Below are 19,242 nucleotides of genomic sequence, written 5' to 3' on the forward strand. Positions count from 1 at the left end.
CTACCATAACAAGATCGTATTAACGCTTCCTTTAGCCAGCCAATAGTACCAACTTAAAGCACCGTCAGATTAGGCTGATCTACCGCTAGCCATGCTTTAACCGCGGCACGTGAAACTTTAATGCTACCATCTAGCAGCGCCTCGGGCATCGCAAAGTACCCAATAGGCCATTTGAATTTTTCGAGTTTGCCGTGGCAGCAATCATCACCTTGAGCTTGATCCCAAGCTTGTTCTGTGTAGATCACCGCCACCGGACGTGCACCATATTCATCATCTTGAACTGGCACTACAATCGCCACTTGTACTTGTGGGTGCTGAGTTAACACCGCTTCAATCTCTTCACAGTGAATATTCTCGCCACCGGAGATAAACAAATTGTCCGCGCGGCCATCAATCACCAGGTTATTTTCCTGCCAATGTCCAAGATCTTGACTATCAAACCAACCTTGTCGATCGGTGAGAGGCCGCAGATCTCCTTGCTGATAGTAGCCAGCAGCCAGCGTCTGCCCTGCGATAAAAATTCGCCCATTGATTATGTGCAGCTCACGCCCAGCCAATCGCTGACCATTGCCCACCACGCCATCAACACGTTTCGCAGTCACGGTCGAGGCTGCCTCGGTCATACCATAACCGAGCCAAGTATCAATACCACGCTGAGCTGCAGCCTCCGCTAACGCTAACGGAATATGGCTGCCACCGAGTAGCACCCGCTGCAAATCGAGCGGTTGTCCCCAGTCTAACAGACGTTTTAATTGCGTGGGCACTAATGAAGCGTGAGTCACCCCAAGCATATCGCGCTCCAGATCTCCGGTGCCGATCTTGAGCCTAGCCCCTACCGCTAGCCAGCGATAAATAATTGCCACACCTGAGATATGGTACAAAGGTAAGCTTAACAACCAATTATCCGCTTGGCTAAAGGCAAAATCCGCCAATAAACCCTGTGCGGAAGCAAGATGCTGTTGATGAGTATGGGCCACCGCTTTAGCAACACCTGTCGAGCCAGAGGTGAAAATTAAGGTCGCCAAGGTTGCGGCACTGAATGGGCGAGAGGCTGGCTCACCATGCACGGATCCACACTGCGGATCGGGCAAACTGAGTAAATAAGGCGCCAGCGGCTTCACCTCTTCGGCACTCAGCGCGCAAGAAGGAGCCAACCAAAGATGCTTGGCACTTTGCTCAGCATAGAGGGTGGATAATTTTTGCTGTAAACGAGCCAAAGGCTGCGGGGCGAGAAAAGCACATAATGCGCCAACTTGCGTGCAAGCTAAGAACCACAACACACTGTGCAGATGATTTTTGCCAACCAGCGTCACCACCTCTCTCGGTTGCACGCCTTGCTCACGCAGCGCATTGGCATAATGCCCAACCTGACTATCCAGCATTTGCCATGACAACGCATGCTCAGCATGCTCGAGCGCAATCTGTTGTGGATCGCGCTCAAGCCATGCTTGCCACAGGTGATTTACTGGGTTGATTGCGCGCGCCATACCACTGCTTGATCTTGTAGTGCCACCACCGGCAATTGGCTAGCGGGCCAAGGGGTTTCTAATTGCGCTCGGAATAGTCCAATCGTATCTAGTCCGGGCACTTGATCAGGCAGCAATTGCTGCGCCAAACGTGCCAATAGGTTCAACCCTAAACTAGATTCCAAACTAGAGCTGATCACCGCTTGCAAACCCAGCGCTTTGGCTTTTGTCACCAAAGCGGCAACTCGATACACCGAGCCAATCAAGGTTGGCTTGATCACCAGCGTTTTAGCACCGAGTAGATCATCCAACACAAAATCCGCATCCCGTACCGCTTGTTGCAAGGTTTCATCCCACGCAATCGCAATCCCGGTATCCATCGCAAAGGCAATGCTGTCACTGGGAGACTGACACGGCTCTTCCAAAAACGCGATACGGCTGCGCAAAGAGGGAGCGATGTATTGTGCGAACTTGAGCGCTTTCGCGGGAGTCCAAGCTCGATTGGCATCTAAGCGCAGAGTTAAATCCGGCATCGATTCCAAGAATAGATTGACTAACATACCGTCACGGATCGGCTCATACAGGCCAACTTTAACTTTAGCGACTTTCTGACCCGGCAAATTATTCAGCACAGGCAGCAGTTCATCCGGATCGCCACTACACAGCGGCGCAACATGATAATTACCTTGCATCGGCAGCGCTTGATCCAGCTGGTATTGCGCCATTGAAAGCCCACAAGCCACCGATGGATACTGCGCATCCCAATCGATAGTTTGCCGATCGACCCACAACTCAAGCAGGGTTTGTGCTTGAGCCTCTGCCTGTGCCAAGGTTTCAAGGCTAAAGCCCGGTAATGGTGCGATTTCACCACGAGCTGTGCGACCGTTTTCACACAGTTCAACAATAAGACCTTCACGCTGAGTCAGTTTCTCATTGCGAAGAATGACGCCGCTATCCATCGGCAGTTGGTAACGATAGAGGGTTGCATGACGCATGCGAAGCGCTTCCTTATCCAAAACGACAAAATAAGCCGAGGGTTACTGACCATTGAGCACCCTCTCGGCTTATCGTCTAATCACAGAGCAAATAATCTCATACCAGTGTGGCACGATACCGCTATACCACTATGCCGCCGTGTGATTAAGGGTTACGCGGGAATTTGTTAAAGTCAGGGCGGCGTTTTTCGTTAAACGCGTTACGTCCCTCTTGCCCCTCTTCGGTCATATAAAACAGCATGGTCGCGTTACCAGCCAGCTCTTGCAGACCGGCTTGACCATCGCAATCGGCATTGAGTGCCGCTTTCAAGCAGCGCAGCGCCATGGGGCTATGTTGTAGCACTTCACGGCACCAACGCACGGTTTCTTTTTCCAACTCAGCCACAGGTACCACAGTATTGACCAGCCCCATATCCAACGCTTCTTGTGCATTGTAGAAACGGCATAAGAACCAGATTTCGCGCGCTTTTTTCTGACCCACAATCCGTGCCATGTAGGATGCGCCCCAGCCACCATCAAAAGAGCCGACTTTCGGCCCAGTTTGGCCAAATTGAGCGTTGTCAGCGGCAATGGTCAGATCACACATCATATGCAGCACATGGCCGCCACCTACCGCCCAACCCGCAACGGCAGCTATCACCGGTTTTGGACAGGTGCGGATTTGGCGTTGGAAATCCAACACGTTGAGATGGTGAGTACCTGAATCATCACGGTAACCGCCGTAATCGCCACGGATTTTCTGATCGCCACCAGAGCAGAAAGCCTCTTCGCCTAAACCGGTGAGAATGATCACTCCAACTTGCTCATCATAGCGGGCATCACTCAGCGCGTGGATCATCTCTTTCACGGTCACGGGACGAAACGCATTACGTACTTGAGGTCTAGCGATGGTGATTTTGGCAATCCCATCTTGTGATTTGTGATAATAAATATCTTGATAATCACCAGTGCAATCTTGCCAAAGCACTGGAGCGTAGAGTTCTTGTTCAGAAATACCTATCGTTTTAGCCATGGAGGTTCCCATTGTGGTTATCACTCAATTGCAGCTTGAGTGGATCATCGCTTGTATCATCGCAGCCAACGCTTGCGGCTGTTCATGATGGACATTATGCCCCGCCTGCGCTACCTGACTGTAACTTAACCCGCTACTCTCGGCGAGTTGCTGAAATTTACTATCACGCTCACCAAACACATAGTGGATTGGCAAGCTGAGTGCTTGTAAGGCTGGCAACAAATCAGGCTGCTTAGCCAAACTTGTCGCCAGTAACATATGTGCTACTGAGGCACCAAGATTAGCACTGCGCTGGGTAATTAAAGTTTGTCTTTGCGCAGCATTTAGTGAACTAAATACCACTTGTTGATACCAATCGCTCAGCACATGTTCAATCGGTTGCTGAGTAAAACGCTGTGCCCACTTTCGATCATGCTGCCAGCGCGTCATTTTTTCGATCTGCTCAGTGAGTCCAAAATGACCGGCTTCGATGATCGCACCGCACAAATTGAGCGATGCAAAACTCCCTTGCGCCAATCCATGCATGATCAGCCGACCACCAAGTGAATAGCCGACCAATATCACCGGCACCTCATCGGTGACTTGGGCTTGCACGGTACGTGCGATAAGCGCCGTCGCTTGGTAAAAATCATCACAGTGTAAGGCTGGATTAGCGCCATGCCCGGGTAAATCCAGTGTCAGCACTGCGCAATTCACCTTCGCTAAATGTGCCAACAGCGGCTGCCAATCGGCACCACTACCGAGCAAACCATGTACCAACACCACGAGCGGCGTTGAGACGCTCGGTTTGGTAAAGTGTAACCGACTACAGAGCATCAATTTGCGCACTCAGTTGCTTAATGTGCAGCGAAGCTTGCTGTGGCGGCGTTTTAACCTCGATCAACAAGGTGCCCGAGCCTTGTGCCAAATGCTCTTCAACCAAGGTTTGGTAATGCTCCAAGGTTTGCGCTGCGTGGTAAGCGAGACCAAACTGCTGCGCTGCATGCGCAAAATTCATCCCATGCGGCATTTGATATAGCGCCGCACGCTGCTCACTCGGCACCGGCAGTAGATCAAAAATAGCCCCGCCATCGTTATTGGTCACCACAATCACCGCCGGTTGTGGCGGCTGGCGCAGCAAAGCTAACGAATTGAGATCATACAAGAGTGAGGTATCACCAATCAGTATCAGCAAAGGTTGCTGGCGCGCACGCTGCACACCTGCCGCGGTTGCCACCAAACCATCAATTCCCGAAGCACCACGATTAGAAAAGACCTGACGCTGATTGACCGCACTTAACATATCGACTAAACGCACAATCAGGCTATTGCCTAAAAATAGATCTGCATCCACGGCGCGCTCGGTTAAATCCAGCGCCAACGCCACCTCACTTAATCCCGCGGCCGAGAAATGTAACTGGGCTAGCTGGCGCACGGAGCGTGCGTAATCAATCAAGCCATTGGCCCAGCCTTGCTGAGTATTTTGTCCGACCAACCGTTTACTGAGCAGCGCATCAACCCACACCGGAATGTCACACTGCCACTGTTGCTGCATGGCATGGTATGGATTATTGCGGGCGATTTGCGGGGAGATGTAATGATACTCGCCAGTGCCTTGCGCGCACCAAGCGGCTAACCATTGGCTTAGGCGTTTCGAGACGATCCGCGCGCCAAATTGCACCACCAATTGACACTGGCTAAGCTGCTGACGCGCATTAGGGTTTTGCAGCCACAAATCAAAATGAGCCCATTCACTGCTGATCCCCGATTGTGGATCACACAGCAACGGCCAGCCCAGCGCTTTAGCAAAACGCTGCGCAGCTTGCGCTTCATCTAAAGTAAGCGAACCGACAATCACCACGCCTTTGCCTTGAAAGCCCTCGATCGAGGCCGGCACACTCGCCGCCGATGGAACTTGGATCTGCGTATAAGGGTGCGCTTGTTGGGACCAACGCTGCACGCTGTGTAAATAAGATTGGTAAAGTGCTTCATCGCCATTGGAATAGAGCGGTTCGGGGAAAGGGCAATTGATATGCACACTACCACCCAATCGCGCTTGCTGTGCCAGCAGGTGATCAATCGAGGTCAGTAACCAAGGCAGTGGATGGTGCACCGCCGGGCTCGGCAACTCGAGTGCGGCAGTGACGTGCGAAGAGAAAATGCCTGACTGCACAATCGCTTGATTGGCGCCACAATCCACCAGTTCCGGCGGGCGATCCGCGGTCAGTACAACTAAACGCTCGCCAGTCAGTTTAGACTCGGCAAGCGCGGGCAGGAGATTGGCCACCGCCGTGCCGGACGTGACAATCACCGCTACCGGTTGCTGGCTGGCTTTGGCGAGACCAAGCGCCAGAAAGCCTAAACCGCGCTCATCATAATGAGTATGCAAGGTAAAAGCCGAGTGAGCATTGGCTTCCAATGTCAGCGGCGTTGAACGTGAGCCGGGAGCAATACACACTTGCGTCACGCCTAAGCGGCTTAACTCTTCTAATAACACTCGACACCAAAGTCGATTCAATAACGCTTGATCGTGCTCCATTAAGCGATCTCCACCGGTAAATGATCGCTGATCAAACTCAGCAAAGTCGCCAGCTTTTTATCTAATTCTTGCCATTCATGCTGCGCGACCGAGCCAGGTACAATCCCCGCCCCCGCATAAAGTTGCAACTGATTTTCGGTCACTAGTGCACTGCGGATCGCGACACAAAATTCAGCTTGAGCATGACTAAAATAGCCCATCGAGCCGGCATACCAGCCTCGGGCAAAGGGTTCGTGATTGGCAATAAACGCCAAAGCACTGGCACGCGGCAGACCGGCTACCGCTGCGGTGGGTTGCAAGGCAGCCAACAATTGTACGCCGTTAACGCCCGATTTTAACTGAACATCGATGTGTTTTTTCAAATGCTGCACTTTACGCAATTGCACCAGTTGCGCGTCACGTTGGCTGGCAATGTGCTCAGCATGAGGCGTTAAACTGGCGATAATATCGTCCACCACCAACTGATTTTCATTGAGGTTTTTCCCATCATGAGTCAACCAGTCTGCCAGTTGATGATCTTGCTCGGCATCCATGCCACGACCAATCGTGCCTGCCAACGCTTCCGTCTGTAAACTTCGTCCTTGGCGCAGATAAAGCCGCTCAGGGGTTGAACCCATAAAGCCGTGTTCAGGATCCACTGCCAGTAAAAAATGAAAGCTATGGTGATTATGCGCATGGCTGGCTTTCAGCAGTTGTGCCGCACTAATTGGCGCGCTTAAATTCAGCGTGGTTTTGCGTGCCAACACCACTTTTTTAAACTGCTGATCGGCAATACCTGCCAGCGCTTTTTCAACCAATACCTGCCATTGATTGGCGTTCGGCGTATGTTCGAGCGTCGGCACTTGAGCGGTGATCGGTGCTAAAATCGGTACCTGTTGCTGCAGTTTTTGCAGCGCATGCAAAGTGCGCTGTGGTTGATGGTTCAAATTGACCGCCAATGACCACTGCGAATCCAAGCGGGTTAATTCAATTTGTGGCAAAAAGAAAAATCCAGCCATCGCATGAGGATTTTTCGCCGTATGACCATCAAATGAACGGCCTCCCCACACGCGCTGCTGTTCCCCCAACATCGCATAAGCCGGAGCGGGATCGGTAAAGGTATACACTTGACCTAACGCGACCACTTCTTCACGGGTATCACGCGATTGCCAATAAAATTTAGGGAAAATCGGCTGAGCGTCCAGCCAATCAATCAGCGAAAAAGGTGGCTTTTCTGCCAAACGCTGAGTGAAACGAACAGTATGATCCTTCGCGCCTCGGATTTGCTCCATCAATTGAGCAACGGCCTGATAAAAATGCAACAAAGCGACCTCGTAGAGGGAGATTCGGTAAACAGTGGCTACTCTATTGAGAGAGCCTTATGAAATCAAGGTTATGGGGTATCTTTTCCTAGCGCAAGTGATCCGGTCAACCTAGTGTTGCGTGTTAAATTGTGACCTACTTAGATTTTTATTCTAAAAAATGGCAAGTTAGTGTAGTTTGGACAAGAGAACAGATTATTTTCAGGAAAATCACAATGCAAAATATCGGGATGTCGTCAAAACTCGATAATGTCTGCTATGACATTCGAGGACCAGTACTTAAACATGCTAAGCGCATGGAAGAAGAGGGGCAGAAAATACTGAAATTGAATATCGGCAACCCAGCCCCATTTGGTTTCGATGCCCCAGACGAGATCCTAGTCGATGTGATCCGCAACTTACCCACTTCACAAGGTTACTGTGATTCAAAAGGCATTTACTCCGCCCGTAAAGCCGTAGTGCAGCACTACCAGAAAAAAGGCATCCGCAGTTTGGATGTCGAAGATGTCTACATCGGCAACGGCGCTTCTGAGCTGATCGTGATGGCGATGCAAGCTTTGCTCAATAATGGCGACGAAATGCTGGTCCCGGCACCAGATTACCCATTATGGACTGCGGCAGTGGCTTTGTCTGGCGGTACCGCCGTGCACTATATCTGTGACGAACAGGCGGATTGGTATCCGGATCTGGATGATATTCGCAGCAAAATCACCAAAAAAACTCGCGGCATTGTACTGATCAACCCCAATAACCCAACCGGTGCAGTGTATAGCCGTGATTTCCTGTTGGAGATCATTGAGATTGCTCGCCAACATAAGCTGATCATTTTTGCCGATGAAATTTATGACAAAGTGCTGTATGACGGCGCGGTACACACCTCGGTGGCGACCTTAACCGACGATGTGATGGTCGTAACCTTCAATGGACTATCAAAAGCGTATCGGGTATGTGGTTTCCGTGGCGGCTGGATGTTTCTGACCGGCCCCAAACAGCACGCGCAAGGCTATATTGCTGGCTTAGATATGCTGTCGTCGATGCGGTTATGTGCCAATGTGCCAATGCAACACGCGATTCAAACCGCGCTCGGCGGCTATCAGAGTATCAATGAGCTGATATTGCCCGGTGGCCGTTTGCTAGAGCAGCGCGATCGCGCTTGGGAACTGATCAACCAAATCCCGGGTATCTCTTGCGTTAAGCCAAAAGGTGCAATGTATCTGTTCCCGAAAATTGATCTAAAGATGTACCCGATTAAAGATGATCAAAAAATGGTGCTCGATTTCTTAATACAAGAAAAAGTACTGTTGGTACAAGGCTCCGGCTTTAACTGGCCACGACCCGATCACTTCAGGATCGTCACCCTGCCACACGTTGAAGATCTCGAAATTGCGATTGGCCGTTTCGAGCGCTTTATTACCAACTACCGCCAATAAGCGATGTTGCCACCGCAAGCAGATAACTCAACTGCTTCCGGTTTTAGCTAGGCAAAACAGGCTCTGTATCAGTACACTGAACAGAGCCTGTATTTTTGTTGCCATACTCTTGTCATCACTAAGGAAGTGTTCGCTATGCCAGAAAGCCATTTTTTTGCCCACCTCGCACGGATGAAACTGATCCAACGCTGGCCATTGATGCGTTCGATCTCCCGTGAAAATATCTCAGAGCACAGCTTGCAAGTCGCGTTTGTGGCGCATGCACTGGCGGTGATCAAAAACCAGAAATTTGCCGGATCACTCAACCCCGAACGGATTGCTCTGCTGGCGATGTATCACGATACCAGCGAAGTGCTGACCGGCGATCTCCCCACCCCAATTAAGTACTACAACCCCGATATTGCTAAAGAATACAAAAAAATCGAGGCCGCCGCCGAACAGCGCTTATTAAGTATGCTGCCCGAGGAGTTGCAGCCAGAGTTTCGGCCATTTCTCATCTCTAATGCGGCGGATCCGCAAGAGAGCGCGATCGTCAAACAAGCGGATGCCATTTGTGCTTATTTAAAATGCCTTGAAGAACTCAGCGCCGGCAACCATGAATATGCCCAAGCCAAAAAGCGTCTCGATGTGACGTTACGTGAACGGCATAGCCCTGAAATGGCTTACTTTTTACACACCTTCGCGCCGAGTTTTGAATTAACCCTGGACGAAATCAGCTAAGCCACGTTAAGTTAAACCGTAAAGTTAAGGTATTGTAAGTAAAAGAAAGTTCGCGCAAGGAGTCACGCGATGCAAGTATCCCTAAGCCCAGAGTGGTTAGCTCGTAACAACGATGAGCACAAAATTCGCCGTGATGATCACCGCACGCCTTATCAACGCGATCGAGCGCGCATTCTGCATTCGGCGGCTTTTCGGCGCTTACAAGCCAAAACTCAAGTACACGGCACTAACCTCAATGACTTTCATCGCACTCGCCTCACCCATTCCTTGGAGGCCGCGCAAATAGGCACCGGTATTGTTGCGCAGATCCAGCTAAAGCAACCCGAGTTTGCTGAGCTACTTCCCTCTGACAGCTTGATTGATTCACTGTGTCTCGCCCACGACATTGGTCACCCGCCGTATGGGCATGGGGGTGAAATCGCCCTGAATTATATGATGCGTGATCACGGCGGCTTTGAAGGCAATGCCCAAACCTTTCGCATCGTCACTAGCTTAGAGCCTTACACCGAACATCACGGCATGAACCTTTCACGCCGCACCCTGCTTGGGCTGCTAAAATATCCTGCGCTACTGAGTGCCACTCGAGCCAAAACCACTCCCGCCGCAGTGGCCCACCAGCGTCAATTGAAAGCTAAAGATTGGGCTCCAGCGAAAGGCATTTATGAGTGTGATAAGTCAAGTTTGGATTGGGTATTTGCCCCATTAACCGCAAGCGATCGCCAACGGCTCGGCCAGATGCGCGAGCAACCAAGTGATGCGAGTCAACATCGCAAAACGCGCTTTAAATCACTCGATTGTTCGATTATGGAGCTGGCCGATGACATCGCTTACGGGGTGCATGATCTGGAAGATGCGATTGTCCTTGGCATGGTAACCCGCAGCCAGTGGCAAGAAGCGGCTGCGGCTCGATTAGCGGAATGTGGTGACCCTTGGTTTGAAGCGCACATTGCCAAGCTCAGTGATATGCTGTTTTGCGGCCAACATTATGTACGCAAAGATGCGATTGGCGGGATTGTCAACGCGCTATTAACCAGTATTAGCGTCAAACCGGTTGAGGCACCATTTCATAATGAGCTGCTAGCATTTAACGCTTATATTGAGCCACACATGGCCAGCGCACTGGAAGTGCTGAAACACTTTGTCAGCCAATTCGTGATCCAAATTCCACAAGTGCAGCGCTTTGAATACAAAGGTCAGCAGCTGATCATGGATTTGTTTGAGGCTTTGAGTGCCGATCCTGAACGCTTGTTACCACAAGCCACCGGAGAAAAATGGCGGCATGCCGAATCACAGCAGCAAGGAATGCGCGTGATCTGCGACTATATTGCCGCGATGACCGACGCTTACGCGCAAAGGCTGCATCTGCAATTATTTTCAGCGCACCCCCATTATTGAGTGCGGCCTTGTTCAAACGAGTGGCTAACGATAATTGCGCGCAAAGACCCCAGCAGGCATCTGATCAATCTGATATTGGATCATGTTGGTAAACACCTTGAGTAACGGTGAAAAATCACATTCAGGTTGCCACTGCTGGAGCAGATGGTAACCCGCTTCGACGGTAGATAATGTCGTGTCATCGGGGGCTTTGCGAATTCGATAATGCCCAACGCACTCTGTGGGTAAACGTAAGCTGGCTAACTGGTGCAACTGGGTATTGATCTGCCACATTTTGTAGGCTTTTTTCCAAGTACCATCGAGCAAAATCACCCGTTTTTTACGCCCAGAGGTAAGGCTTATCTCGGTGCAATCTTGCGCTTGCGGATTAGGATAAAGCACATAGTGATCGATGCTGGGATCTGCTAACAATTGGTTGAGCTCGTCATGCTCACGAAAATCCTCACCCACCCACAGTCGACAATTGGCCAGAGACAAACTAAGAATACGCGCCGTACCTAACGGACGCTTGTGTTCCGTAGGATGTTGAAGAATGATAAGCTCGACCGCACTGTCTAAGGCGACAATCGATGAACACAAACACGCGTTACGCGCTTTACCACACTCGGAACAATAACGGGACATGCTGTGAATCTTTACCTGCTGTTAGTGGCAATGAGCCTATTGAGTTTAAGTCTGCAATGGCCTGCACTGCATGAGCTGACCCAGTGGCAGTTAAGCGCCATAGAGCAAGGTCAATGGTGGCGCATCCTAACAGGAAATTTCGCCCACACCAACTTTGCACACTGGGCAATGAACCTTGCTGCGTTGTGGCTGATCTGCGGATTATTTAAACCGAGTGTGCGCCAACTGCTTATTCCAATGACCCTGATCAGCCTCGCGGTCGGTACGCTGATCTTGCTATCTAACATTCACTGGTATGTCGGTCTCTCTGGCACTCTGCATGGTTTATTTGCCTACTACGCACTTAACGAAGTGTTCGCAGGCCGCACCAGCAGTCGATGGTTGGTGATCGGCGTGATCGCAAAAGTGGTATGGGAGTTAGGCTTTGGTGCCTCAGCCAGCACCGCTGAATTGATTGGCGCGCAAGTCGCTACTGAGGCACATTTGGCCGGTTTAGTCAGCGGCTTAGCGCTGAGTGGCTACCATGTTGCGCGCGGTAAAGGCCAATCAGCCTCCCCGCGCACCTGATAGACTGAGCTTAAACAGCCTTAGACCAAGTATTACACCAATTGATTCAGTTTTTCACCAAGCAGCGGTAAACGCCAACCTTGCATCAAATCGGGTAAACGTTCTGGATCGCGATCGTGCTTCCATACCCAGCTCAACAATTGATTAAGCTGCTTTTTGGAAGCCAAAAACTCGCTGGCTAATCCACTGCTGTGCGACACATTTTTCACTTCATCTTTCAAACGTTTGAACAGTTGCTTGTAGCCCGGGTATTCCATAATCGGTACAATTTCTGGCGGATAGGCCTCTGCCGGTGTCTCACGCGCAGTTTTAACCATAGCAATGATTTTGCTGCTATGGCGGCGGATAGCATGAGGATCCACCCCTTGCTCTTCCATCAGTTTCGGACTGCGCAGTGCCAAACGTGCGATGGTTAATAAGTCAGCTTCTTTAATCACGAAGTTAAGCGCCAAATCGCGTTTGACCGCTTCCTGATAACGCCAAGTGGCAAGTGGTTTAAGGATCGCGAGCTCTTTCGGTTTAAGCTGCCACGCCGCTTTAATGTCTAAGTAGGCCAGCTCCGGATTGCTGACTTTTATCCGCTTAGCGACTTGCTGTTCACTCTCTTGCAATGCAGCATCCCACCAACCCGCTTGGGTGACTCGCGCCAGCAATTGCTCGTACATCGGTAATAGATAAAAAACGTCCGCCGCCGCGTAAGCCAGCTGTTTTTCACTCAATGGTCGCGCTAACCAATCGGTGCGTGATTCACTTTTATCTAGCTCGACCTGCAGTTGGTCTTGCACTAAGGCAGCAAATCCGGTTGATAGCCCGTAGCCTAAAAATGCCGCCATAATTTGGGTATCCACCATCGGGAATGGCGTGCAACCAAACGCATTTTGAAACACTTCCAAATCTTCACCACAGGCGTGCAGCACTTTTAACACCGAAGTGTCTTGTAATAGCTCAACCAATGGGGTCATCTCAGCGATCGCTAGCGGATCAATCAGCGATAAATTTTCGCCATCAAACATCTGGATCAGCCCCAATTGCGGGAAGAAAGTGCGGGTGCGGACAAATTCGGTATCCAGCATCACCACATCCGCATCACGCGCGGCAAGGCAGACGCGTTGTAAATCGCTAAGTTGGGTAATAATTTGATAATTCACAGATAACTCGCTGTTGTTATGCAAAAGAAGTGCATCCTCTTTTGAAAGCAGAATGCCGGCAATCACCGCCGGCATTCTGATATTAGAAACACACCGGATCAATCAAGCTTATGCGTTTTGCTGTGCTTGTGCCGATAATTGTGCGTCATTTTCTTCACGCAGCACCCGACGCAGAATTTTACCGACGTTAGTTTTTGGCAGTTCATCGCGGAATTCGACCTGTTTAGGCACTTTATAACCGGTCAAATATTGGCGGCAATGACTAATTAACTCATCTTTGCTCAGGCTAGGATCGCGTTTAACCACATAAATTTTGACCAGTTCTCCCGCCACATCATTTGGTTGACCAATCGCGGCGACTTCCAACACTTTGCCGTGCAGTGCAACCACATCTTCAATTTCATTCGGATAAACGTTAAATCCAGAGACCAAAATCATGTCTTTTTTACGGTCAACCAAGTAGAGCAAGCCTTGCTCATCAAATTTAACAATATCACCGGTCGCTAACCAACCGTCCTCACTGAGTACCTCTTTGGTCGCTTCGGGACGTTGCCAGTAGCCTTGCATTACTTGTGGTCCACGTACTTGCAGCTCACCAACTTGATCGTTGGCCAGCACATTGCCTTCATCATCCACAATTCGCACTTCAGTGGAAGGCACCGGTAAACCAATCGCGCCAGTATAATCACTCAAATTGTACGGATTACCGGTGACCAGTGGTGAACACTCAGTTAAGCCATAACCTTCGAGCAAATGAACGCCGGTAGTCTTTTTCCAACGTTCCGCGACGGCACGCTGCACCGCCATGCCACCACCCACAGCCAGCTTCATGTGTTTGAAATCCAGCTCGTGGAAGTCTTCATTATTGACCAGCGCATTAAACAGAGTATTGACCCCAGTAATTGCGGTAAATGGGTATTTTTGCAGCTCTTTGACAAAACCCGGAATATCACGTGGGTTGGTGATCAGTAAGTTGCGGCCGCCCATTTCAATAAACAGTAAACAGTTTACGGTGAGAGCAAACACATGGTACAGCGGCAGTGCGGTCACCACCAACTCGCGCCCTTCTTGCAATACTGGACCGTAGGCACCTTTGGCTTGCAGCACGTTAGCGACCATGTTGCGATGAGTCAGTACCGCACCTTTCGCCACTCCGGTTGTACCACCGGTATATTGAAGAAACGCAATATCATCCCCCGACATCATCGGTTTGACGTACTGTAAACGACGGCCTTTATACAGCGCTTTACGCATAGAAATCGCACCTGGCAGATCGTATTTTGGCACCATTCCTTTTACATACTTAACCACAAAATCAACCAGCGTGCCTTTGGCGCGTGGCAGCATTTGTCCCAAACTGGTTAACACGACATGCTTAACCTTGGTCTTGGCGACGATCTGCTCTAAGGTATTGGCAAAATTGGAGACGATCACGATAGCGCGCGCATCGGCATCATTTAATTGATGCTCTAACTCACGTGGCGTATACAGTGGGTTGACGTTCACCGCGATCATACCTGCACGTAAAATACCCAACAGTGCCACCGGATACTGCAGCAGGTTCGGCATCATCAGTGCAACCCGATCACCCTGTTTGAGCTTCAGTTCATTTTGCAAATAGGCGGCAAAAGCTCGGCTGCGTTCTTCCAGTTTACGAAACGTCATGACCACACCCATATTCATAAATGCAGGCTGATCGGCGTACTTCTGTACTGATTGCTCAAACATTTCGACCAGAGAGAGGTACTGATCAGGGTTGATGGTTTCCGGAACGTCTTTCGGATAACATGAAAGCCAGGGTTTATCCACAGTAATACTCCTCGTTATTGGCTGACGCTATTTTTATGATTGGTCATACAGCGGTCACATAAACATGCTTCGCTATTACAGCATAGCCGCAGTGGTTGAGCACGGAAGCCTCAAGCACTGGTTTAAATTTTGTTAACTAAGCCAATCATCTATGCCGCGCCCCATAGGTAGCAGATCAATGACTTAGCGTATATTGGGTACTGGTGCAGTGGCGAGAATCAACTCACAAAACTGAGCGCATAAAGATTGCTACCGATGCGTAGCACTCGATCTGACCAGTTCAGAGAGTGCGGCCCAGATTTGACCACCCACTCAAGAAAGGCGGCACTATAACAATTTGCGATAAAAGCACCAAGCGAATGACCAATCCACTTGGTTTTTTGCTGATAAGTTGAGCAAATGGCGAAAGCAGAGGCCATCTTGTCAGCCGAAACGTTGGCCAAACGTGACCAAACCTCGGGCAACAAGTCCAATTCGGCCGCTTAGTTCGAACAACCCGCTTTATTTGACTTGTTGAATGATCTTACCTTCGCGTTCTTGCATCGAACGCGGCCCACAATAAAAGCCACGACACGGGAACATATAAGAGCCAAACTCATCCAGTTGTACTCGCTCTTCAACCCGCCACAAGCGATAGCCCTGCACGCTGATCACCGGATAACGCTGCTCGTAGTCACCGACTTTACCTTGCTCTGGCTCCGCCGTGGTACCGTACACCGTCATGAGCCGCCCTTCCGCAAACGTGATCGGGTCTAAAAACCCGGCGACATAAGCGACAAAGCGACCTTGTGGATCTTGCTGCAGATCTGGGCGTCCTGAACTGTCGATCGGCAGATTCACCAATTCGACTCGAGTACGATCTTGTTGATTGCTGATACTCGCGATCACACCGCCCATTCGCACGGTAGAGTGCATCGCCGGATCGAGATCCAACCAAACCGAATATTGGGTCACAATACTTTTATCATCGGAATCACCAAGCTCAGGCGACAAGCTAACACAGGCGCTAAGCAATAGTACGCTGAGCAGTATCAGTGGTTTTACAACATCTCTTTGCATCGATTTTATCCTATGGTTAGATGTAAATATCGACCCCAAGTAGCTGGGCAAGTTCCTCTTTACGCGCTTGGTTCATCACATCCAGATACTCTTCCAGCGCTTTTCTCGCCTGCCCTGCTGGCAAATCATAGTGCACTTGCGCACGATCAATCTGCAGCGGATCCACATAGCGGATCGACTCTGCCACCGCGTTAGCCACTTTGCTGGTCGAAGCTACGCGGCTACCACTCTCACTTTGACTAACCTGACCCTTTTTGCTGACCTTGCCCGTTTTGTTAGTACTAGGCAAACGCGGCAAAGGTGATCCATTAATTGCAACCATACTGTTCCTATCGCGCACTGACTGAGTGTAGCAACACTCAATCAGTGTACCTCGCTACGATGCTACAATGATTCGCGGCCAGGCAATTTTTTCCATGCCACCGTATCACGCAAATAAACTGGGCTCGCTTGTTCAACACTGAACGTATTGCCTTGCGCTAATTCAAACTGAGCCAAATACACCATGTCTTGCGCATCTGGGTAGAGCACATCACAAGCTTGCATTTGCAGCGGCAAGCTTTCCAGCATTGGGTAAGCGGCCCAACCCGTACCCGCTTGCCCCCACATCGGCTCATCGTTAACGACTTGCTCATCTGGTAGCAGTGTGGTGGCTAACTGCGCAGGAGCAATCACGCACTCCGCTTCCACCCCTTGCCAACTACCATCGGCTTGACGCACATAGCGCCCCCAGTACACCTCTTCCATCCGCGCATCAATCGCGCTGGCAACATGAGTCATGCCCTGTAAGCGATACGCCGCTTGCGCCATGGCCGCTAAAGTTGAAATACCAATCATCGGCAGATCCGCACCAAAGGCCAAGCCTTGCGCGATACCAATGCCGATCCGTACTCCAGTAAAGCTACCTGGACCACGACCAAACGCCAAAGCATCCAATTCGGCAAGTGTGATGCCGGCTTCTTTAAGGACTTCATCCACCATTGGCAATACTTTTTTAGTGTGATCCCGCGGCGCGATTTCGCTGCGTGAATAAACCGTATTACCGACTAATAAGGCAACAGAACATCGCTCGGTGGCGGTATCTAAGGCGAGAATTTTTACGCTCATGAATCTCTCTAAATAATTGCAGTGATGACTAATGTTGTGGTTCATCAATGGCAGCAGTAATGAATTAGCCTAGCAGCAAATTGATGATTGAATGATAAAGGATGATGCACCGCTAAGGCTAGCCACCGCTCATTGTTGTAGAAAAGTGGTGACTATGTCCAGATCCCGTGTGCGAGGGATCGGCGGTAAACTGGCGAGGAACACCCCACCATAATCACGGGTCACCAGCCGATTATCACAGATGATCAACGCTCCTTTATCATGTTGATCGCGGATCAAACGTCCAACTCCCTGCTTAAGGGTGATCACAGCTTCCGGCAGTTGCACCTCCGCAAATGGATCACCACCACGCAAACGACAATCTTCAATCCGCGCTTTCAACAGTGGATCATCAGGAGCGGTAAACGGCAGTTTGTCGATGATAACACAACTGAGCGCATCGCCTCGCACGTCAATCCCTTCCCAGAACGCACCCGTAGCCACCAACAGTGCGTTACCCAACTCCATAAACTCAGCCAAGGTTTTTTGCTTACTGGTTTCCCCCTGCATCAACACTGGCAAGCTTAAACGAGATCGAAAACGCTCACCTAACTCACGCATCATGCTGTGCGAGGTACACAAAAAGAAACAGCGCCCTTGGTTATGTTCAATCACTGGGGCCAACATGCGCACCAGTTTATCCGCCAGCCCAGGGCTATTGGGCTCCGGCAGATAACGTGGCACACAAAGCACCGCTTGTGTTTGATAATCAAACGGGCTGACTAGTGAAAAGTGCGCGCTGGGTGTTAATCCTAAGCGTTGAGTAAAATGGCTAAAATCGTCGTTAACCGCCAGCGTAGCGGAGGTAAATATCCAAGCCCCTGCTTTGAAGGCCATCTGCTCACGAAACTTATCTGCTACCGAAAGCGGGGTAATATGTAAGCTAAAATGGCGGGGCGTGGTGTCATACCAGTAAGAATATCCGGTAATCGACACATCGCACACGCGGCGAATGCGGCCTAAGATCAGTGTCGCGCGCTCAAAGGCAGTATCAAGCAGTTGACTGCGTCCTAACGCCAATTTGAGTACATCCAACGCAAATTGCAGCGCTTCATTGAGCCGGGCAATTTCTCTGGCCACACTGGGGGTTTGCAACACTTCACGCCAGTTACCGCGAAAACCGGATTCACCGAGCATGATCCGCAAATCCATCGCCGCTTGGCGCAGCTTATCGGCGACTTTTTGCAGTTGACGCATATCTTTCGCTTCGCTGCGATAACCCAGTTCAATATCTTTCGCCAGTTCTTGCACTTGGCGACTCGATACCGATTGACCAAAATATTGGCTGGCAATATCCGGCAATTGATGGGCTTCGTCGAAAATAAACACTTCTGCTTCGGGAATTAACTCACCAAACCCAGTTTCTTTGATCGCCAGATCGGCCAAAAAGAGGTGATGATTAACCACCACTACATCGGCCTCCATAGCGCGCCGCCGCGCTTTGGACACAAAACACTCTTGATAACTCGGACACTCTTTACCTAAACAATTGTCATTGGTTGAGGTAATCGTCGCAATCACAGGGCTATCTTCGGCCAAATCATCGCATTCACCTAAATCGCCACTTTGGGTACTCGATGCCCAACTGCGTACTTTGACCAACTGAGTGAGTAGTGCCGGATCGGCTTCGGGGGTATGACTTTCGATCATTTGCCGACTTAAACGGTCAAGACATAGATAGTTGGCTCGCCCTTTCAGCAGCGCCACTTGGCCAAAAAAGCCTAATGCACTGACCATCAAGGGTAAATCGCGGTGAAAAAGTTGCTCTTGCAGGTTTTTTGAACCGGTACTGATGATCACCTTTTTACCACTCAACAAAGCAGGAACCAGATAGGCGAAGGTTTTACCGGTGCCGGTACCCGCTTCCACCACTAATTGAGTTTGGTGAGCAATCGCGCTGGCCACTGCTTTGGCCATATCGACTTGTGGTTGTCGCGGTTGAAAGCCAGGGATCGCTTGGCCTAATGCGCCTTGCTGAGAGAAGGTTTTTTCAATCATGCCAGTTCAGTGTGCAACGGAAATGGCGCGATTATGGCAGGTTTTTGACAGTGG

17 protein-coding genes are annotated in these 19,242 nt (G+C 50.3%); 4 read left to right on the top strand and 13 right to left on the bottom strand.

Annotated elements, in window-relative coordinates; genetic code table 11:
- Positions 1-53 precede the first annotated feature (53 nt).
- The 6 genes from menE to G7083_RS01510 form a co-directional block, all read right to left on the bottom strand.
- The gene (gene menE, locus G7083_RS01485) at positions 54-1,487 is read right to left on the bottom strand and encodes an o-succinylbenzoate--CoA ligase (protein WP_166013249.1); all 1,434 of its coding nucleotides are present in this window, start codon (positions 1,485-1,487) and stop codon (positions 54-56) included.
- Positions 1,463-2,461, bottom strand: coding sequence for an o-succinylbenzoate synthase (menC, locus tag G7083_RS01490; protein ID WP_166013250.1), 999 nt, complete (start codon positions 2,459-2,461; stop codon positions 1,463-1,465). The genes menE and menC overlap by 25 nt, the downstream gene beginning before the upstream one ends.
- A 145-nt stretch (positions 2,462-2,606) precedes the next feature.
- Positions 2,607-3,473: a 1,4-dihydroxy-2-naphthoyl-CoA synthase gene (menB, locus tag G7083_RS01495; RefSeq protein ID WP_166013251.1), complete on the bottom strand. Its 867-nt coding sequence runs from the start codon at positions 3,471-3,473 to the stop codon at positions 2,607-2,609.
- A 24-nt stretch (positions 3,474-3,497) separates the two neighbouring features.
- On the bottom strand, positions 3,498-4,289 hold the full coding sequence (gene menH / locus G7083_RS01500; RefSeq protein ID WP_166014969.1) for a 2-succinyl-6-hydroxy-2,4-cyclohexadiene-1-carboxylate synthase: 792 nt from the start codon (positions 4,287-4,289) through the stop codon (positions 3,498-3,500).
- Positions 4,279-5,991, bottom strand: coding sequence for a 2-succinyl-5-enolpyruvyl-6-hydroxy-3-cyclohexene-1-carboxylic-acid synthase (menD, locus tag G7083_RS01505; RefSeq protein ID WP_166013252.1), 1,713 nt, complete (start codon positions 5,989-5,991; stop codon positions 4,279-4,281). The genes menH and menD overlap by 11 nt, the downstream gene beginning before the upstream one ends.
- On the bottom strand, positions 5,991-7,295 hold the full coding sequence (locus G7083_RS01510; RefSeq protein WP_166013253.1) for an isochorismate synthase MenF: 1,305 nt from the start codon (positions 7,293-7,295) through the stop codon (positions 5,991-5,993). The genes menD and G7083_RS01510 overlap by 1 nt, the downstream gene beginning before the upstream one ends.
- Positions 7,296-7,507: 212 nt before the next feature.
- Between G7083_RS01510 and G7083_RS01515 the strand changes: the two genes are divergently transcribed.
- The 3 genes from G7083_RS01515 to G7083_RS01525 all read left to right on the top strand — a co-directional run bounded on the left by G7083_RS01515 (position 7,508) and on the right by G7083_RS01525 (position 10,837).
- Positions 7,508-8,722: a pyridoxal phosphate-dependent aminotransferase gene (locus G7083_RS01515; protein WP_166013254.1), complete on the top strand. Its 1,215-nt coding sequence runs from the start codon at positions 7,508-7,510 to the stop codon at positions 8,720-8,722.
- Positions 8,723-8,857: 135 nt separating this feature from the next.
- The gene (gene yfbR, locus G7083_RS01520) at positions 8,858-9,442 is read left to right on the top strand and encodes a 5'-deoxynucleotidase (protein ID WP_166013255.1); all 585 of its coding nucleotides are present in this window, start codon (positions 8,858-8,860) and stop codon (positions 9,440-9,442) included.
- Between the two features lie 69 nt (positions 9,443-9,511).
- Complete coding sequence (locus G7083_RS01525) at positions 9,512-10,837, top strand: anti-phage deoxyguanosine triphosphatase (RefSeq protein ID WP_166013256.1); 1,326 nt, start codon at positions 9,512-9,514, stop codon at positions 10,835-10,837.
- A gap of 24 nt (positions 10,838-10,861) precedes the next feature.
- On the opposite strand, the gene G7083_RS01530 is transcribed toward G7083_RS01525, so the two are convergent.
- A complete protein-coding gene (locus G7083_RS01530; RefSeq protein WP_166013257.1) occupies positions 10,862-11,461 on the bottom strand; it encodes a tRNA-uridine aminocarboxypropyltransferase in 600 nt (199 codons plus the stop codon).
- 3 nt (positions 11,462-11,464) lie between these two features.
- On the opposite strand from G7083_RS01530, the gene rrtA reads away from it, so the two are divergent.
- The gene (gene rrtA / locus G7083_RS01535; protein ID WP_166013258.1) at positions 11,465-12,028 is read left to right on the top strand and encodes a rhombosortase; all 564 of its coding nucleotides are present in this window, start codon (positions 11,465-11,467) and stop codon (positions 12,026-12,028) included.
- Between the two features lie 32 nt (positions 12,029-12,060).
- Here the strand turns inward: rrtA and rnd are convergent, their stop codons facing one another.
- From rnd to G7083_RS01565, 6 genes are all read right to left on the bottom strand, one after another.
- Entirely contained in the window at positions 12,061-13,176 is a 1,116-nt protein-coding gene (gene rnd / locus G7083_RS01540) for a ribonuclease D (protein WP_166013259.1), read from the bottom strand.
- 108 nt (positions 13,177-13,284) lie between these two features.
- Entirely contained in the window at positions 13,285-14,985 is a 1,701-nt protein-coding gene (gene fadD, locus G7083_RS01545; protein ID WP_166013260.1) for a long-chain-fatty-acid--CoA ligase FadD, read from the bottom strand.
- Between the two features lie 501 nt (positions 14,986-15,486).
- Positions 15,487-16,044, bottom strand: coding sequence for a Slp family lipoprotein (locus G7083_RS01550; protein WP_166013261.1), 558 nt, complete (start codon positions 16,042-16,044; stop codon positions 15,487-15,489).
- A gap of 16 nt (positions 16,045-16,060) precedes the next feature.
- Positions 16,061-16,366: a chromosome partitioning protein ParA gene (locus G7083_RS01555; protein WP_166013262.1), complete on the bottom strand. Its 306-nt coding sequence runs from the start codon at positions 16,364-16,366 to the stop codon at positions 16,061-16,063.
- Positions 16,367-16,428: 62 nt separating this feature from the next.
- Positions 16,429-17,151, bottom strand: coding sequence for a tRNA (adenosine(37)-N6)-threonylcarbamoyltransferase complex dimerization subunit type 1 TsaB (tsaB, locus tag G7083_RS01560; RefSeq protein ID WP_166013263.1), 723 nt, complete (start codon positions 17,149-17,151; stop codon positions 16,429-16,431).
- 129 nt (positions 17,152-17,280) lie between these two features.
- The gene (locus G7083_RS01565) at positions 17,281-19,188 is read right to left on the bottom strand and encodes an ATP-dependent DNA helicase (protein ID WP_166013264.1); all 1,908 of its coding nucleotides are present in this window, start codon (positions 19,186-19,188) and stop codon (positions 17,281-17,283) included.
- Positions 19,189-19,242: the final 54 nt, after the last annotated feature.

It is taken from the genome of Vibrio sp. HDW18, from assembly GCF_011306175.1.
GTDB lineage: Bacteria > Pseudomonadota > Gammaproteobacteria > Enterobacterales > Vibrionaceae > Vibrio > Vibrio chanodichtyis.

Excerpts from the sequence above, each read along its gene's own strand:
- menE (WP_166013249.1), bottom strand. The coding sequence starts at position 1,487 with ATGGCGCGCGCAATCAACCCAGTAAATCACCTGTGGCAAGCATGGCTT.
- menC (WP_166013250.1), bottom strand. The coding sequence starts at position 2,461 with ATGCGTCATGCAACCCTCTATCGTTACCAACTGCCGATGGATAGCGGC.
- menB (WP_166013251.1), bottom strand. The coding sequence starts at position 3,473 with ATGGCTAAAACGATAGGTATTTCTGAACAAGAACTCTACGCTCCAGTG.
- menH (WP_166014969.1), bottom strand. The coding sequence starts at position 4,289 with ATGCTCTGTAGTCGGTTACACTTTACCAAACCGAGCGTCTCAACGCCG.
- menD (WP_166013252.1), bottom strand. The coding sequence starts at position 5,991 with ATGGAGCACGATCAAGCGTTATTGAATCGACTTTGGTGTCGAGTGTTA.
- G7083_RS01515 (WP_166013254.1), top strand. The coding sequence starts at position 7,508 with ATGCAAAATATCGGGATGTCGTCAAAACTCGATAATGTCTGCTATGAC.
- yfbR (WP_166013255.1), top strand. The coding sequence starts at position 8,858 with ATGCCAGAAAGCCATTTTTTTGCCCACCTCGCACGGATGAAACTGATC.
- G7083_RS01525 (WP_166013256.1), top strand. The coding sequence starts at position 9,512 with ATGCAAGTATCCCTAAGCCCAGAGTGGTTAGCTCGTAACAACGATGAG.
- G7083_RS01530 (WP_166013257.1), bottom strand. The coding sequence starts at position 11,461 with ATGTCCCGTTATTGTTCCGAGTGTGGTAAAGCGCGTAACGCGTGTTTG.
- G7083_RS01550 (WP_166013261.1), bottom strand. The coding sequence starts at position 16,044 with ATGCAAAGAGATGTTGTAAAACCACTGATACTGCTCAGCGTACTATTG.
- G7083_RS01555 (WP_166013262.1), bottom strand. The coding sequence starts at position 16,366 with ATGGTTGCAATTAATGGATCACCTTTGCCGCGTTTGCCTAGTACTAAC.
- tsaB (WP_166013263.1), bottom strand. The coding sequence starts at position 17,151 with ATGAGCGTAAAAATTCTCGCCTTAGATACCGCCACCGAGCGATGTTCT.
- G7083_RS01565 (WP_166013264.1), bottom strand. The coding sequence starts at position 19,188 with ATGATTGAAAAAACCTTCTCTCAGCAAGGCGCATTAGGCCAAGCGATC.